Origin of the sequence: Bacillus sp. EE-W1 (genome assembly GCF_009760835.1) — a bacterium.
Taxonomy (GTDB): Bacteria; Bacillota; Bacilli; order Bacillales; family Bacillaceae_G; genus Bacillus_A; species Bacillus_A wiedmannii.
Window position 1 is genome coordinate 449,638 of the sequence record NZ_WIPE01000056.1, and the last position, 17,062, is coordinate 466,699.

Below are 17,062 nucleotides of genomic sequence, written 5' to 3' on the forward strand. Positions count from 1 at the left end.
ATGGGGGCGGAAAAATATGAAACAAAGTTTACAAACTGCTTTTTCATGTTCTTCATTCCTTCTCTCCTACCCGGAACTAGGGTGGAGAGAAGCTTTAGCTGAATTGCAAGAAGAGATTGAAGCGATTGAACAGGAAGACGTTAAAGTAGCACTTACAGTATTTATAAAACAAGCGCTAGATAAAACGAACGATCAATTAATTGATGTTTACGTATATACATTCGATTTTGGTAAAAAGACAAATATGTATCTTACTTATATGAACACAGGTGAACAAAGAGAAAGAGGTATTGAGTTATTAGAGTTAAAACAGCATTATAAAAAATCTGGTTTTGAAGTAACAGATAAAGAACTACCTGATTATTTACCGTTATTACTCGAGTTTTTTGCCAATGCAAATGAGCAAGACAGTGAAGAAATTATGAGTAAATACAAAGAAAACATACAAGCATTACACGTTCAGTTAAAAGATGCAGATAGTATGTATGAACCAATTCTTGCGGCTGTTCTACTCGCTATCGATACATGGGGTGTACAGACAAATTAGAAAGGAGAGTTGTCAAAATGATGGATCAATTTCTATGGGTATTGTTTCCCTATATCATTTTTGCGATCTTTATTGGTGGGCATATTTTCAGATACAACTATGATCAATTTGGATGGACATCAAAATCTAGTGAACTATTAGAAAAGAAAATGCTCCGAATCGGAAGTCTATTATTCCACTTTGGGATCATGTTCGTAATTGGCGGTCATGTTATGGGGATTTTAATTCCAGAGGCTGTATACCGTTCAATAGGTATTTCGGAGCATATGTATCATGTAGTAGCAATTAGTTTCGGACTTCCGGCAGGTGTTGCTTCTATCATCGGTTTAATTATATTAACGTACCGCCGCGTAACAGTAAAACGTATCATTGCAACGAGCACAAAGGGAGATTATATTGCGCTTATTTTATTACTTATCGTAATGCTAGCAGGGCTTTCCTCAACATTTTTAAACATCGACTCAAAAGGGTTTGATTATCGTACAACGATCGGTCCGTGGTTCCGAAGCCTCTTCATTTTCCAACCGAAAGTTGAATATATGATGGAAGTACCTGTATGGTTTAAAATTCATATTCTTGCAGGAATGGGGCTTTTCGCAGTATGGCCATTTACAAGACTAGTACATGTATTTAGTGCCCCAATTAAATATATAAGCCGTAGTTATGTAATTTACAGAAGACGTATTCCAAATGAATTGAAAAAATAATGTTGTTTTATATGTTTAGTAACTTATAAAGAAAGCCGAGATCTAATTGGAGACCTCGGCTTTCTTTATAGGTATAAGTATCTAAATAAGACGCTAATCAATACTACAAACAGAAGCAGAGCAATCTTCACAAGCAATTTCACGTTTTAAAAATTGTAAATCGTGGATTGTAATCTTTCCTTTATGAATAGAAATTGTACCTTGCTTTTTTAATTCATTTAACATTCGATTTACACTTTCGCGTGAAGTTGCACAGAAATTAGCGAGTTCTTGATTCGTTAACGGTAAATCGATGAGAATACCATTTTCTTTTAATACACCGTAACTATTTGTCATTCGAATGAGAGTAGAATAAAGGGCACCTTTTTTGCCGTGTAATACTAAATCTCGGAACTTCGTTTGCATTCTTCTTAAATGTTCACTAATCCATTTCATAAATTCAAATACAAGTGCGGGCTTTTGGAGTAATTCTCTTTCTAACGCTTCACGCTTGATAACGCCTACTTCAACATCTTCAAGGCATTTTGAATTTAATAAATACTTCGCATCGTCCGTGAACAATGTTAATTCTCCAATAATGTCATATGCCGAACAAATTCGAAGTGTTAATTCTTGTCCGTCAGCACTAAGTTTACTAATTTGTACTTTTCCTGAGTGGATAATATAGAGTTCGGTTGCCTCCATACCTTCTTGAAAAATAAAACTACCTTTTTTTATCTGCATTTTATATTCAACAGATGCAAGTAATTCCTTTAAATCTTGAGATAATTTCATACTGTTTGTCACAGCAATCACCTTTCTTCTTATAAGCAATCCATTTCCTATTTTGAGTGTAAGTATGCTGGAAATGCAAGAGCTATTTTAAAAATATAAGTGAAATTTCAATGACCGTAAGGAGTAGGCACTGAAGATGTGAACAAAATTCGAACGGATTTGTGAAGAATTTTTGAATGGGGAAAGTGATGTGAGAAAAGTCACATTGAATATGTAGCTTCTTTTTTATAATAAAGGCAAATGAAAAATTGAAAACTTACTAAGGATTGCAGCAGAAAAGAAGGGATATAGATGTACGAGAAAATGAAAGATTCTTTAGAACGTCCACTTCAAGATTTACGTATTTCAGTTATTGATCGTTGTAATTTTAGGTGCACATATTGTATGCCTGCTGAAGTGTTCGGACCTCATTACGCTTTTTTACAGGAAGAGTTTTTATTATCTTTTGATGAAATAGAGAGACTAGCTAGGTTATTTATAAGTATGGGAGTTGAAAAAATTAGGCTTACTGGTGGCGAACCGTTATTGCGTAAAGACTTACCGAAATTAATTGAAAGACTTGCAAAGCTAGAAGGCTTAAAAGATATTGGGCTCACAACAAACGGTATTCATTTAGCAAAACAAGCTCAGGCGTTAAAAGACGTGGGATTAAAACGTGTAAATATTAGTTTAGATGCGATAGAGGATCACGTCTTCAAAAATATAAATGGCCGAAATGTAAGCACAAAACCTGTATTAAAAGGAATTGAAGCAGCAAAGGCTGCAGGATTAGAAGTAAAGGTAAATATGGTCGTAAAAAAAGGAATGAATGATAGCCAAATCCTACATATGGCTCGTTATTTTAAAGAACAAGAAATTCAGCTTCGTTTTATTGAGTTTATGGATGTGGGCAGTACGAACGGATGGAACTTTGAACAAGTGATTACGAAGGAACAATTAATAGAGAAGATTAATCGCGTATATCCAGTTGAGCCTGTTACACCTCGTTACTTTGGAGAAGTTGCGAAATTGTATCGATATGTAGGGAGCAATGCAGAAGTTGGGTTTATTACTTCAGTATCAGAGTCATTTTGTTCTTCTTGTACGAGAGCTCGTATTTCGGCAGACGGTAAGTTTTTTACGTGCTTATTTGGAGAAAAAGGAACGGATTTGCGAACGCTTCTTCGAGAAAATATTTCGGATGCCTCACTATTAAAAATTTTACAACATACATGGAGATATAGAACAGATCGATATTCAGATGAAAGAACGGTGGAAAGTACAAATAAACGTCCAAAAGTTGAAATGTCATACATTGGCGGATAGCGAAAGGAGGATTCTCTATGCAAGAGCGATATTCAAGGCAAGTATTGTTTTCTGGAATTGGTGAAATGGGTCAAAGAAAAATAAGAGAAAAGCAAGTGCTCCTAATCGGTGCGGGTGCACTAGGAGCTGCAAATGCGGAAGCGCTCGTTAGGATGGGAATTGGGAAATTGACAATTGCCGATCGTGACTACGTCGAATGGAGTAATTTACAGCGGCAACAGTTATATACAGAAGAAGATGCAAAGCATTGTAAACCGAAAGCAATTGCAGCGGCAGAACATGTAAGAAAGATTAATTCTGAAGTGGAAATTGTACCAGTTGTAACAGATGTCACAATGCAAGAAATAGAAGAGTTAACAAAAGATGTGGACCTTATCATAGATGCGACTGACAATTTCGATACGCGTTTACTTATAAATGACATTTCACAAAAAGAGAATATACCTTGGATATACGGCGGATGCATCGGGAGTTACGGTGTAACGTATACAATTCTTCCTGGGAAAACACCATGTTTTCGCTGCCTAATGGACCATCCTATGAGCGGTGCAACATGCGATACAGCCGGAATCATTCAGCCAGCTGTACAAATGGTTGTTGCTCACCAAGTAACAGAGGCGATGAAAATATTGGTGGATGATTATGAGTCGTTAAGAGGGACGATGTTATCATTTGATATTTGGAACAATCAATATCTCTCATTAAAAGTAAATAGACAGAAAAAAAGTACATGTCCATCTTGCGGAAAATCACGAACGTATCCAAGTTTAACATTTGAAACGCAAATGAAAACGGAAGTGTTATGCGGACGGAATACAGTTCAAATCCGTTCAGGAATAAAGAAAAATCTTAATTTAAACGAAATTCAAAAACGATTACAAAAGAGTGTACATGTCAAAAAAACGCCATACTTACTATCATTTCTAATTGATGAATATCGTTTCGTTTTATTTACAGACGGTAGGGCATTTATTCATGGGACAAATGATGTGAAAATAGCAAAACGATTATACGCAACATATATAGGGTGAACAGAAAAGTGAGTGGCACCTTATTGGAAAGAGGTGAAAAAAGAATGTTAGAAAAACGTATACCAATTCCAGTGGTAGAAGCAGTTGCGCGTGTAATGGAATATGCCTACCAAGGTGAAATAGAAAAGGTTTCTCTTATAGAAAGCTACGGTAGAACGCTTGGAGAAGCTGTTATTGCAGATCATGATGTCCCTCATTTTGATCGCTCTCCATATGACGGGTTTGCGATTCGAGCAGAAGATACAAAAGAAGCAAGTAGCAGTAATCCCATTCTGTTTGAAGTGATTGGTGAAATTGGAGCCGGTTTTGTTTTTACAGAAGAAGTGAAAGCATTTCAAGCTGTCCGTATTATGACAGGAGCCGCAATTCCGAAAGGGTGTAATGCGGTTGTTATGTTAGAGCTAACGGAAGGATTTGAAGAAAAAGAAAAGACGTATATGAAATTAAAACGCTCCTTCGCCGCTGGTGATAACATTTCTTTTAAAGGTGAAGATGTAAAACAAAATACCATCCTTGTGAAAAAAGGGACTGTTATTAACCCTGGAGTAGTGGTGCTTCTTTCAACGTTTGGTTATAGTACCGTTCACGTTGTAAAACAGCCGGTTATTGGAATTGTAACGACAGGAAGTGAACTGCTTGAAGTACATGAACAATTAAAGTCAGGGAAGATTCGAAATAGTAACTCCTATATGATAGCTGCTCAAGTTGAACGAGCGGGCGGAGTTGTACAGTATTATGGACAATTTGCTGACGATTTTGAGACATGTTATAACACTGTGAAAAAAGCGATAAAAGAAGTCAATATTTTAATTACAACTGGTGGTGTTTCGGTAGGAGACTATGACTATTTACCTGCTATTTATGAGAGATTACGAGCTAATGTACTTTTTAACAAAATAGCGATGCGACCAGGAAGTGTGACAACTGTAGCTGAGCTAGAGGGGAAACTATTATTTGGTCTATCTGGTAATCCTTCTGCTTGTTATGTCGGTTGTGAATTATATGTTCGGCCAGTCATTGGAACATATTTGCATAGAAAAGATTCGCACATATATCGTGCAGAGGCAATATTACAGAAAGACTTTCTGAAAGCAAACCCATTTACTCGTTTTGTACGAGGGAAAGTGGAAATTGTAGATGGAACATTGCAAGCTACACCAGTTGGTTTAGACAAATCTAGTGCAATTTCTTCACTTGCAGAGGCCAACGCATTTATCGTCCTGCCGGGAGGAACGAGAGGATTTGAAGCAGGAATAACTGTTTCGGTACTGTTATTAGAATCAAGCGCCGGAAGTGAGTGGCCGTGGGAAGAACCACTTCGATCATACAAATAATAGAAAAATAGATTGCTAACTTATACAAAGATAAGAGGTGCGAGATGACACATACGTATTATGAAGTAATTGATACACCTATTTCAATTGAAGAAGTTACAAACAAAGTAATTCTTCGTGAATGTGGCGCAGTTGCAACTTTCATTGGTACTGTTAGAGAATTTACGAAAGGCCGTCGTACGCTATATTTAGAGTATGTAGCATATAAGTCAATGGCGGAGAAACAGCTTAAGAAAATTGGCACCGAAGTAGGAGAGAAGTGGCCTGGGACAAATGTCGCCATTACACATCGCATTGGTACATTACAAATTTCTGATCTTGCTGTTGTCGTCTCTGTTTCTACACCACACCGGAAAGCAGCCTATGAGGCGAACGAATATATTATGGAGCGTATAAAACAAATCGTTCCAATTTGGAAGAAAGAATTTTGGGAAGATGGTGAATCATGGATAGGTGATCAGTTAGAAAAGGTAGCATATGAGAATGATGAGCCTGGAAAGGGGATGAGAATATGATTGAAGTACTATTATTTGCACATTTACAAGAAGAAGTAAGCAAGCCAGCATTACACATAGATTATGAAAATATTACAGTTGCTGAACTAAAGGAAGTCCTTATCACGAAATACAACGTAGCAATTTCAAATGAGATAATGGTCGCTATAAATGAAGAGTATGCAAATGAGGATGACATCATTCAAACTGGCGATGTCATAGCGATAATTCCGCCAGTAAGTGGTGGTTGATTCTTTTCAGCCTAATCATGTAAGGACGTGATTAGGCTGGAGGGAATGAATATAACTATGCATACATAGGAGGGAACAGGATGAAAAGTCCTAATTTTCAATTAAGTTTACAAACTTCTAATCTAGTTATCGGTTTTATGGTATGGGTCATTTTATCATCATTAATGCCTTATATTAAAGCGGATATTCCATTAACTGCGGGACAAATTTCTATGGTAACGGCAGTACCGGTTATTTTAGGTTCTGTTCTTCGCATTCCGATTGGTTATTGGACAAATCGTTTCGGCGCAAGAAAATTATTCTTTATTAGTTTTATTCTATTATTATTTCCTGTCTTTTATATTAGTGTTGCCAATTCAATGATGGATTTAATTATTGGTGGATTATTTGTAGGGATCGGTGGAGCTGTATTCTCCGTAGGCGTAACTTCTTTACCGAAATACTTTCCGAAAGAGAGTCACGGTTTTGTAAATGGTATTTACGGTGTCGGTAACGCCGGAACAGCAATTACTTCGTTTTTAGCACCTGTCATTGCAACTTCAGTTGGCTGGCGAACGACAGTACAGTGTTATTTAGTTTTACTTGCAGCGTTTGCACTTATGAACTTTTTATTAGGCGATCGTAAGGAGAAAAAGGTGAATACGCCACTAATGGAACAAATAAAAGGTGTATATAAAAATGAAAAACTTTGGTTTCTATGTATCTTTTATTTTTTAACATTCGGATCGTTTGTTGCATTTACCGTATACTTACCAAACTTCTTAGTATCTCACTTCGGATTAGAGAAAGTGGATGCAGGTATGCGGACAGCTGGATTCATCGTATTAGCAACAATTATGCGTCCGATTGGTGGTTGGCTTGGTGATAAGTTTAACCCGTTTAAAATATTAATCTTCGTATTTATCGGTTTAACACTTTCAGGTATTATTTTATCATTTATGCCTAGTATGAACGTGTATACATTTGGTTGCCTACTAGTCGCATTTTGTGCAGGGATTGGTAATGGTACAATCTTCAAACTTGTTCCCATGTACTTCTCAGAACAAGCTGGTATTGTAAATGGACTCGTTTCAGCTTTAGGCGGACTAGGAGGGTTCTTCCCGCCCCTAATTTTAACTTTACTATTCCAACTAACAGGCCATTATGCAATTGGATTTATGGCATTATCAGAAGTCGCACTTGCTTGTTTAATCATTACAGTGTGGATGTATAGTCAAGAAAAGCTGTTAGTGATGTTAAAAAATCATTAATAAAGAAAAAGAACCATCCTAAAGTAATCTAGGATGGTTCTTTTAGTAATAGGCTTCGATATGTTTTTTATTGCTAGCTTAACAAACACTTGTATTCTAAAATAATGTGGTTTAAAAATGAAAAACAGAAGTTTTATGGAATTTTATGTTAAAATATAGATATCAGATGTTATTCAATTAAAGGGCAAGTTAGTTAAAGGGATGTTAAATCTATTCCAAAGATTGAGCTAATTTTTAGAATACAAATATTTAATCGGATCGGGGTGTTTAGATGAAAAAATTATATAAGTCTACTCAAGATAAACAAGTTTCAGGTGTACTAGGTGGCTTAAGTGATAAGTATGGAATTGATGTAAGTATCCTTCGCATAGTAACTGCATTATCCGCTTTTTTTTCTAGCGGATTTACAGTGTTACTTTATATAATAGCTGCAATTGTTTTGCCTACAGATAAAGATATTAAGAGATAAATGTATGAACTTAAATCTAATTCTACAATCGAGAACGCTGTTTTTTGTCTATTGAAAGTTTCCAAAGTAAAAGCTACAGTACGATTGTTATAAGACTGAAATGAACAAACGAAAAATCCTCATAAAACATTCGGAATATATCGAGAACGAAAATAATAACTTTTGAATGAAACGATGACTATTGATCGCTAACGAATCGATAAATAGTCGCTCCTTTCTAAAAACTATATATTAATATAAATGTATAGGAATATCCCGAAAATTTAAAAATATATGACGGTATTTATAACAAGAAAAAACTTCATATTTTTTAGGGCCAGATTTTTTGGTAAGGCTAATGGATATTATGAAAAAGTACACTTAAAATAAAGTTTAGGTCGATAAGATAAAATTATGAATTTGTATAAATAATCCATAATTTTCTTTATGAGTCATATTTGATATGTTAAAGAAAAGAGAGGGGAGGGAAATGAAATGAGAATTTTTGATGCACATTTTCATATTATTGATTTTAATTTTCCGATTATTGAGAACCAAGGGTATTTTCCACCCAACTTTGTTGTAGAAGATTATCAGAATGAATCTCCTAATTTGAATGTAATTGGTGGAGCGATCGTATCTGGTTCTTTCCAAGGGTTTGATCAAGAATATTTATTAAAGGCACTAAAACAGTTGGGTTCAACATTTTGTGGCGTAACACAATTACCTTTTACAGTGACGGATGAAGAAATACTAAATTTAAATGAAAATGGGGTAAAAGCATTACGCTTTAATATTAAAAGAGGTGGTTCAGAAGATTTATCGAAGCTGGATTACTTTGCTAGAAGAGTTCATGATTTAGTAGGATGGCATAGTGAGCTTTATATGGATGCAAAAGAGTTGCCCGAAATTGCATCCACTATAGAAAAATTACCAGCTATATCAATTGACCATTTAGGGTTATCAGAAGAAGGTTTACCACATTTATTAAAACTAGTTGATAAAGGGGTACATGTGAAAGCTACTGGTTTTGGTCGTGTCGAATTAGATGTTGAGAATGCCTTAAAGTCGATTTATGAAGTTAACCCATATGCACTTATGTTTGGAACAGATTTACCATCTACAAGAGCAAAAAGACCTTTTGAGTATGGAGATATCAAATTGATTCAACAGCTATTTGATGAACAAGCTACCGATAACATCCTGTATACGAATGCTTTTAAATGGTATTTTGGGTAGCGTCATGGTCTACATTTGAATTAAATGTGTCCAAATTTAGTAAAGCGTTTAATCAAACTAAAATATATGTAGAATGAGGTTTTAAATGTTTGTTTTTATTATATTAGACGTAATATTACCAATATTAATATTGATGCTAATTGGTGCAACCTTACAAAGGAAGTTCCAATTTAACTTAAAGCAGCTATCAACACTTATTAATTATTGCTTGATGCCAGCGGCTGTATTTGTGAATATATATGATATTAGTATAGAAACAGGTTTGTTGCTCCAGATAATATACTATTTAATGCTTTACAGTCTGAGTGTGATGATAGTAAGTCATTTCATTTCAAAAACATTAAAGTTAGAAAAAGGAGAAAGTGCAGCTCTAAAAAATAGCATTTCGTTAATGAATTCCGGTAATTATGGATTACCAGTAAGTCAATTGATTTTCAGTCACAATCCAGTGGGGGTTTCCATTCAGATTTTCATTGTTATTTTTTCAGAATATTTTAACTTATTCATATGGGATATATAACTTACTATCAGCAACAAAAACAATCGGAAGTATTATTCAATCATTTCTAAGATTGCCTGTATTTCATGCACTCATATTAGGGGTTCTCTTTCAATCTTTTACAATTCAAATACCTAATTCTATCTTTCTACCTCTTAATCAGCTTGCGAATAGTTTTGTTGCAATAGCACTCATATTGCTAGGAGCGCAAATATCCAACATTAAGCTTAATTTTTTCCATCGAGTCATAACATGGGCTTTAATTGGAAGATTATTGATGGGACCATTGCCATGATCTACCTACTAAACATTGATGGTATTGTTGCACAATCATTATTTATTGCAAGTTCTTTTCCTACTTCAAGAAATACATCAACGATTGCTATGGAGTATCAAATAGAGCCTGAATTACATGCGCAAATCGTTCTATTTTCAACACTTTTCAGCATTATTACAGTAACTGTCGTTATTTATTTGTCATATATTTTGTTTTGAATATACATGCAAAAACGATTAGATTTGAGGCGGTAAATGATGGACAGAAATCCCATCAATATGAGAAGAAAACAGTCTTTGATATATTAGGTGTCGTTTACAATTGTACCATGCCTAATAATCAAGCGGCTTAATTCAAAAAAGGAACCAAAACAAAAAGAACAAACGCTTCTAAAAAACGTTTGTCCAAAGGTAATTACTATTTTAGCTAAGAAATAGATTATTATTTGTGAGTACGAGAAAGCTTTTTTATAAGTTTAGGAAATATAGATGTTAGTGCCTGCTTCAAACGCTTTGTATATGATGGATTTTTACCTGAAGTTGAAATAGTGACAACATATTCATCATGTCGGATGACACCAGGTGTGTGAAACGATGATTTTGTACCATCACTTACAACATTAACCCACTGGAAATCATGGGCGGCCTGTTTGACCATCATATTTACAGCATGTTGATTTGTAGCTGCATAAATAAGATGAGCATCTTTAATATCATCATTACTAAAAGTTTTTTGCTTCCAAGTAATATAAGGTAGTTCCTTCATTTCCTCGCAAATTTCTGGGCTGATAATGGTGACAAAAGCGCCTGTATCTTTTAATCCAGACGCTTTTCGATATGCAATTTTACCTCCACCAACTATAACAACTACTTTTTTATTTAGATTAAGCATAAGAGGGTACATGTTATACATACACACATTCCTCCATTCGTTCTAATAATGTCAATTTCATATATGTATCAAACTGAAGACAGTTACAAGTCGTGATGTGAGCATGTTTTTTTGTATGCAACTTAATTTTTTGAAGCAACAGTCCGGTAAAGAGAAGATAGGGCATGACATATACATGGGAGGCAGTCGATGTTATAGCCTTGAGCTCAGCAGTAAAAGAGGGTGCTCCTTTCGTTAAAAAGGAGCACGATACTGGCATACCGAGTTTTCGTTCGACAGCTGCTCCGATTTGTTGTAACTCATGTATCGGCTGTGGATCACTGCTACCTCTTCCTACGAGTAAAATACTACTATCTTGCATTGGCATAGTTTCACGTATTCTTTTCACTACAAGTTCCACCATATGTGGATGCGTACTAAAGGGTGGTACAACTGAAAATGTTATTTGTGGATATTTCTTTTGTAGTTGCTCTATTTCAAAAGGAATATCAAGTTTATAGTGAGCTGCTGCAAATAATAAAACAGGTACAATCATTATTTCAGTTGCGCCCTCTAGTATCGTTTCTGTAACTGCATCCGAAATGGTAGGTGTTGTTAGTTCTAGAAAAGCCATTTTTTGAATTCTTTCGTTACGTTCTTTCATAACAGATTGAATAAAGTGAATGAATTGCTCATTACCTTCTTGCAGGCGACTCCCGTGTCCAACATATACAATTCCTTTCATCGTACCACCAAATCTTTCTTCATAACCATGTCTTGTAATTGCTCATCTACATGATGAAGTCCGACTTTATTCGCATAGTGTAAAGTTGGAACGTCGGTATATGAGAAGGGAAGAGTAAGAATATCGCTAAAGCCAAGGCGTTTTATTTCTGATAGAAATGTATCAATTGAGGCACGCCCTTCAAATACAATACTATCCCATGAGAATTCAGAAAGCATACGAGAATGGACTTCATCGAAGCGATGATCAATTGTATATTCATGAGTCATCATATATGACCCAGCACCAATTGTCTCTTGAATAAAAGCAATTCGGTTAATATTTCGTCCTAAATAAACAGTTGTATCGGAAGAGAACTCTGCTTGTTTACTTAGTAGTCCATATTGTATAAGTTTTTCTTGAGTGGCAACGTTCATATGTTGTAGTTGCGCCTGTAAAGAACGAATATCTTTTTGGTGTTTACTACATGATCGCATCAATATTTCTACACTTTCAGCTGAACAAAATACAAGGCGATCAACGTTAAAAATTTCATTGATTTGTTCAAGTTTTAATGTGTATTCTGCTTTTTTGAAAGTAGGAATTTGATATATTTCTGCACCGGCTTCTTGTAACTTTTGCTTCATTGAACTTGTTTTATTCGTTGCGGATGCAAATAAAACTTTTTTACCATGTAATGGTTTACGTTCTTTCCAAGCGATTTGATTACGTAAGGAAACGACATCACCAACAATTGTCATGGATGGATTTGAAATATTCTCGTTTTTGACGATAGGAACAATGGTTGAAAGTGTTCCTGTGACAACGCGCTGCTTTCCGGTTGTACCCCATTCAATGACGGCTACTGGCGTATCTTTTTTCTTTCCTGCTTGTAGTAAGTTTTCACAAATTGTAGGTAAGTTTTTTATACCCATGTAGTAGGCAATTGTGTCGCTATTGTGGGATGAATTATATTTTCCATGATCGGTTAAAGGGCCTTTCGCATGCCCAGTTAGTAAAGTGACGCTATTACTGTAGTTACGGTGGGTGAGGGGGATACCTGCATAGCTACTAGCGGCGATGCTAGATGTAATACCTGGTACGATTTCATATGGAACGTTCGCTGCTGCTAAAGTTTCTGCTTCTTCACCAACACGGCCGAAAATAGATGGATCTCCGCCCTTTAAGCGGACAACGATTTTTCCTTCTTTCGCAAATTGAAGGAGGTGGGCGTTAATCATTTCTTGTCGCATAGTATGATTCTTTGGTATTTTTCCGCAATAAATAAGTTCACATGTTTCTTTTGTATAACTAAGAAAGAAAGGGTTTAATAAACGGTCATATAAAACGATATCTGCACGCTTTAAACAATCTATTGCTTTCTTTGTAATAAGCCCTTCATCACCTGGTCCTGCACCAACTAAATATACATATCCGTTCATCATCGCACCTCATCAATTTTTATTTAAAAGGAAGCCAGAGGAGGCTTCCTTTCGAAAATTACATGTATAAATAAATGTCACCATCAATAACTTCTACTTCGTATATTTGAATACAGCCGTCATCAGGTTTTTGAACTTCACCTGTTAGTAATGAAATTTTCCAATCATGCAGTGGACAAAAAACGAATTCACCAGATACAATTCCTTCGGCTAATGGTCCGTTTTTATGAGGACAACGATTTTCTACAGCTTGAATATCGCCATTTGAAAGGCGGAATAGGGCGATAGACATACCTTTCATTTGTACCTCTTTACCGATTTGAATAGGAAGATCTTCTGCACGCATAACTTTTATTTTTTCTTTCGTTTGTATCATATAGATCACAGCTCCTTATTTCACAGTTTCTACTTCATACATCGCTTTTAATGATTTCGTTTCCAGTGCTTGTCCCCAAGCTTCTTTATATGTGCCACGAGCTGTTTGGAAACGTTCATTTAACTTAGTGACCATATTTACATCTTGCAGTATTTCTTTTATGTGATCGAAGCCTAATCGTTCTGTCCAGTAGGCAGTACGCTCTCCGTAAATACCAGTTTCACGATAATATTGCATGTAAGCTGTAGCGATGCGAAGGACATCATCTTCAGTAGAGACAATCATTACAAAATCAGCTTCGCGTACTTCTGTACCACCATTTCCGCCAATATAAAGTTGGTATCCATTTTCGACACAAACAACTCCAAAATCTTTCGTCAGTACTTCCGCACAGTTACGCGGACAACCCGTTACACCCATCTTCATTTTATGGGGTGTATCTACCATTTCTAATGATTGTTCAAGGAGCATACCAAGTCCTAATGAATCTTTCGTACCGAAACGGCAGAAGCGAGAACCAACACATGATTTTACATTACGAAGCGATTTTGAATACGCATACCCCGAAGTCATATGTAAGTCAGCCCATACGTTAGGTAAATCTTGTTTCTTAACACCGTATAAGCCAATTCGGCTCGCACCTGTAATTTTCACAAGAGGAACATCATATTTTTTCGCAACTTCAGCAATTTTCATTAAATCATCTGCTGTTGTAACGCCTCCGTACATACGTGGAATAACAGAGAATGTACCATCGTGCTGAATGTTACCGTTCATTCTTTCATTAACGAAGCGGGACGCTTTATCATCTTCATATTCTTCTGGAATCGCCATACGTAAATAGTAGTTCAAAGCAGGACGACATTTCGAACAGCCATCTTCATGTACAAAACCAAGAACATTTCGTACTTCTTTTGGAGATTTTAAACCTTTCTCGTGAATGGCTGCTACGACTTCATCACGTGATAAAGTTGTACATCCGCACATACCAGCAGACTGCGCAGAAGCATCAAAAGCATCTCCGAGTGTATGAGATAAAACTTGTTCCACAAGCGGACGACATTTACCACAAGATCCTGCTGCTTTCGTGCAGCCTTTTACTTCTTCAAAAGTAGTTAACTCTTGTTCTAAAATGGCATGAACGATTGTACCTTTCGTAACACCATTACATCCACAAATCGTGTTATCCGCACTCATTGTAGCAATGTCAAGTTCACTTTCTTCACCAGCTTTGTGAAGAATGGAAGCTGGTGTATATTCTTGTATATCTTTTTCTTTCTTTAACATGCTAAAGAGGCGTGTACCATCAGCTGTGTCACCATATAAAACGATACCAACGACTTTATTGTCGCGAATTAATACTTTTTTATAGGAACGTTTACATTCATCAAAGATCGATATTGCTTTCGTCTGATCATCTTCATATATTTGACCAGCAGAGAATAAATCACAACCAGCAACTTTTAATTGTGTACCGACGATACTGCCCGTATATCCATTCGTTTGTAAATTTGTTATATGTTTCGCTAATATTGCCCCTTGTTCATAAAGAGGAGCAACAAGTCCATAAGCGATACCGTCATGCTCTGCACATTCGCCAACTGCATAAATGGATTCATCATTTGTTAGCATATAGTCATTGACTACAATGCCGCGATTGACAATGAGACCAGCATCTCTTGCTATTTTCGTATTTGGTCGTATTCCGACAGCCATTACGATTAAATCACAATCTACAACTTCACCATCTTCAAATTGAATGCCCTCAACATAGTCTGTACCAAGAATTTTTACAGTTTTCTTTTCCATTAAAAACTTCATGCCTTGTGCTTCTAAATCTTCACGCAGAAGAGAAGCTGCTTTCGTATCTAGTTGTTGCTCCATTAAGTTAGGCATTAAATGAACAACATGTACGTCCATTCCTAAGTCAATTAGACCTCTTGCGGCTTCTAAACCGAGTAACCCGCCACCAATGACAACGGCCTTTTTCTTTTCTTTAGTGGTATCTATCATAAATTGTGTATCTTCAATAGTTCGAAATCCTGTTACACCGGGAAGTGTGGAACCTTCAACAGGTAAAATAAAAGCACTAGAACCTGTTGCAATAATGAGCTTGTCATATGTAAGAGTACGATTCTTTTCTGTAATAATAATTTTTTCTTCTCGGTTAATACTTTGAACTCTTTCGTTTGTATACAAAGTTATTTCGTTTTCATCGTACCAACTATATTCATTCATAATGATATCTTGCATATTTGTTTTGCCTTGTAAAACATGAGAGAGCATAATACGGTTGTAGTTTGGATGCGGTTCATCTCCAAAAATAGTAATCTCATAGGAATCACTATCATGTTTTAATATTTCTTCCATACAGCGTATGCCAGCCATACCATTTCCGATCATAACTAAACGTTTTTTCATTTTTGTTTCCCCTTTTTATGTGAAATATTGAACAAAGGATTATATTTTTATTATAGAAAATTAAAAAAGGGGGAGATGTGATATTTATCACACTTATATAATGATTCACAAATTGTTAAAATTCGGATTTGTTTGAGGGGGGCGTGGATATTTTTCGCAAAATGAAAAAGCAGGACATAAGTATTTACACTCATGTCCTGCACTTGATTTATGCTCTTGTAATGGCACGCGGAAATAAAATATTATTTTCTAAATGAATATGCTCAAATAAATCAGACTCTAGCGCTTCAAGGCGTTGATAAACAAGTCGATAAGTGCCGCAAGCTCCTTCTGGAGGAGTAAAGTCATTTGTCACTTTACGAAGTTCTTTTATAATATTTCCGGCGTGGCTATGTTCATTTTCCAACTCATCTACTACCTTGCTTAACTTTTCATAGTTTTCATCAGTTGGATTTTGTTCAAATTCTAAAATTAAGGGAAAATCTTCCGTTTCTTCTTTAATTAAATGCTGTTCTAATTCCATTTTAAGTTCATGAAATAGCTTATGAATTTGAGCTAAATGAGGCTGATTTACTCCATGAACACGTAATACTTTCGTCACATATGGACTTAACTGCGGTAATTCTTCATTTAAATAACGATGATGCTTATTAATTACATAATCAATCAATTCACGATAAGAAGCATTTTTCCAATCAATTTCAGATTCATTTAATCGTTTCGTATTATGATAAAGTGTATTTAACTTTGTAATTACTTCAGAAGCCGGTAAATTTCTTTCATGAATTGCATCAATAAGCGGCTTATTACCACCACAACAAAAATCTATTCTATACGATTTAAAAAGATCACTAGCTTTCGGAAATTGCGTAACAATCTCACCAACAATTGAAGTTTCAGTAAATGTATGTTCCATATGAATGCCTCCATAAAGTTTAAATGTAATATCTAAATTAAGAATAGCGATGAATGAAAAACAATGTGGTGATTGAAATCACTTATTATGTGTCTGTTTTGAGAATAATAGGAGTGTTATAAATGGAAGAGAGAGAGGAGGTAATTAGTCGCAATAC

General features: G+C 35.6%; 17 protein-coding genes and 1 pseudogene. 11 read left to right on the forward strand and 7 right to left on the reverse strand.

From position 1 onward, the window contains the following. The first annotated feature begins 16 nt into the window (after positions 1-16). Together narJ and narI are read left to right on the forward strand one after the other, a co-directional pair. Positions 17-547, forward strand: coding sequence for a nitrate reductase molybdenum cofactor assembly chaperone (gene narJ, locus GFJ36_RS09920; RefSeq protein WP_097889472.1), 531 nt, complete (start codon positions 17-19; stop codon positions 545-547). A 17-nt stretch (positions 548-564) separates the two neighbouring features. After that, positions 565-1,254 carry a respiratory nitrate reductase subunit gamma gene (narI, locus tag GFJ36_RS09925; protein WP_000969212.1) on the forward strand — a complete coding sequence of 230 codons (690 nt, stop codon included), beginning with the start codon at positions 565-567 and terminating at the stop codon, positions 1,252-1,254. Positions 1,255-1,347: 93 nt separating this feature from the next. Here narI and GFJ36_RS09930 read toward each other — a convergent pair whose 3' ends face one another. Further along, positions 1,348-2,040 (reverse strand): Crp/Fnr family transcriptional regulator, encoded by a 693-nt coding sequence (locus GFJ36_RS09930; protein ID WP_000185186.1) that lies wholly within the window; start codon positions 2,038-2,040, stop codon positions 1,348-1,350. Positions 2,041-2,319: 279 nt separating this feature from the next. Here GFJ36_RS09930 and moaA point away from each other — a divergent pair, with 279 nt between their 5' ends. From moaA to GFJ36_RS09975, 9 genes and pseudogenes are all read left to right on the forward strand, one after another. Next, a complete protein-coding gene (gene moaA, locus GFJ36_RS09935; protein WP_097889474.1) occupies positions 2,320-3,333 on the forward strand; it encodes a GTP 3',8-cyclase MoaA in 1,014 nt (337 codons plus the stop codon). A gap of 17 nt (positions 3,334-3,350) precedes the next feature. Beyond that, entirely contained in the window at positions 3,351-4,364 is a 1,014-nt protein-coding gene (locus GFJ36_RS09940) for a molybdopterin-synthase adenylyltransferase MoeB (RefSeq protein WP_088609034.1), read from the forward strand. Between the two features lie 44 nt (positions 4,365-4,408). Then, positions 4,409-5,698, forward strand: a complete 1,290-nt coding sequence (locus tag GFJ36_RS09945) for a molybdopterin molybdotransferase MoeA (protein WP_098082492.1) — start codon at positions 4,409-4,411, stop codon at positions 5,696-5,698. A gap of 44 nt (positions 5,699-5,742) precedes the next feature. Then, positions 5,743-6,213 (forward strand): molybdenum cofactor biosynthesis protein MoaE, encoded by a 471-nt coding sequence (locus GFJ36_RS09950; RefSeq protein WP_046953626.1) that lies wholly within the window; start codon positions 5,743-5,745, stop codon positions 6,211-6,213. After that, on the forward strand, positions 6,210-6,443 hold the full coding sequence (gene moaD, locus GFJ36_RS09955) for a molybdopterin converting factor subunit 1 (RefSeq protein WP_046953625.1): 234 nt from the start codon (positions 6,210-6,212) through the stop codon (positions 6,441-6,443). Before GFJ36_RS09950 ends, moaD begins: the two co-directional genes overlap by 4 nt. An 80-nt stretch (positions 6,444-6,523) precedes the next feature. Then, on the forward strand, positions 6,524-7,693 hold the full coding sequence (gene narK, locus GFJ36_RS09960; protein WP_000841864.1) for a nitrate transporter NarK: 1,170 nt from the start codon (positions 6,524-6,526) through the stop codon (positions 7,691-7,693). Positions 7,694-7,964: 271 nt separating this feature from the next. After that, positions 7,965-8,162 (forward strand): PspC domain-containing protein, encoded by a 198-nt coding sequence (locus GFJ36_RS09965; protein WP_000737851.1) that lies wholly within the window; start codon positions 7,965-7,967, stop codon positions 8,160-8,162. Positions 8,163-8,636: 474 nt separating this feature from the next. Continuing rightward, complete coding sequence (locus GFJ36_RS09970) at positions 8,637-9,380, forward strand: amidohydrolase family protein (RefSeq protein ID WP_088063162.1); 744 nt, start codon at positions 8,637-8,639, stop codon at positions 9,378-9,380. Positions 9,381-9,465: 85 nt separating this feature from the next. Further along, a pseudogene (locus tag GFJ36_RS09975) lies at positions 9,466-10,374 on the forward strand (AEC family transporter). Between the two features lie 223 nt (positions 10,375-10,597). Here the strand turns inward: GFJ36_RS09975 and GFJ36_RS09985 are convergent. The 6 genes from GFJ36_RS09985 to ric form a co-directional block, all read right to left on the reverse strand. Continuing rightward, a complete protein-coding gene (locus GFJ36_RS09985) occupies positions 10,598-11,068 on the reverse strand; it encodes a precorrin-2 dehydrogenase (RefSeq protein WP_088063164.1) in 471 nt (156 codons plus the stop codon). Then, positions 11,061-11,771 (reverse strand): sirohydrochlorin chelatase, encoded by a 711-nt coding sequence (locus tag GFJ36_RS09990; RefSeq protein WP_088063165.1) that lies wholly within the window; start codon positions 11,769-11,771, stop codon positions 11,061-11,063. Before GFJ36_RS09990 ends, GFJ36_RS09985 begins: the two co-directional genes overlap by 8 nt. After that, the gene (locus GFJ36_RS09995) at positions 11,768-13,192 is read right to left on the reverse strand and encodes a uroporphyrin-III C-methyltransferase (protein WP_088063166.1); all 1,425 of its coding nucleotides are present in this window, start codon (positions 13,190-13,192) and stop codon (positions 11,768-11,770) included. The genes GFJ36_RS09990 and GFJ36_RS09995 overlap by 4 nt, the downstream gene beginning before the upstream one ends. 58 nt (positions 13,193-13,250) lie before the next feature. Beyond that, complete coding sequence (nirD, locus tag GFJ36_RS10000) at positions 13,251-13,568, reverse strand: nitrite reductase small subunit NirD (RefSeq protein WP_098230729.1); 318 nt, start codon at positions 13,566-13,568, stop codon at positions 13,251-13,253. 15 nt (positions 13,569-13,583) lie between these two features. Then, positions 13,584-15,989, reverse strand: a complete 2,406-nt coding sequence (gene nirB, locus GFJ36_RS10005) for an NADPH-nitrite reductase large subunit (RefSeq protein WP_098230730.1) — start codon at positions 15,987-15,989, stop codon at positions 13,584-13,586. A 208-nt stretch (positions 15,990-16,197) separates the two neighbouring features. Continuing rightward, positions 16,198-16,905 carry an iron-sulfur cluster repair di-iron protein gene (gene ric, locus GFJ36_RS10010; protein WP_097889481.1) on the reverse strand — a complete coding sequence of 236 codons (708 nt, stop codon included), beginning with the start codon at positions 16,903-16,905 and terminating at the stop codon, positions 16,198-16,200. Positions 16,906-17,062 lie beyond the last annotated feature (157 nt).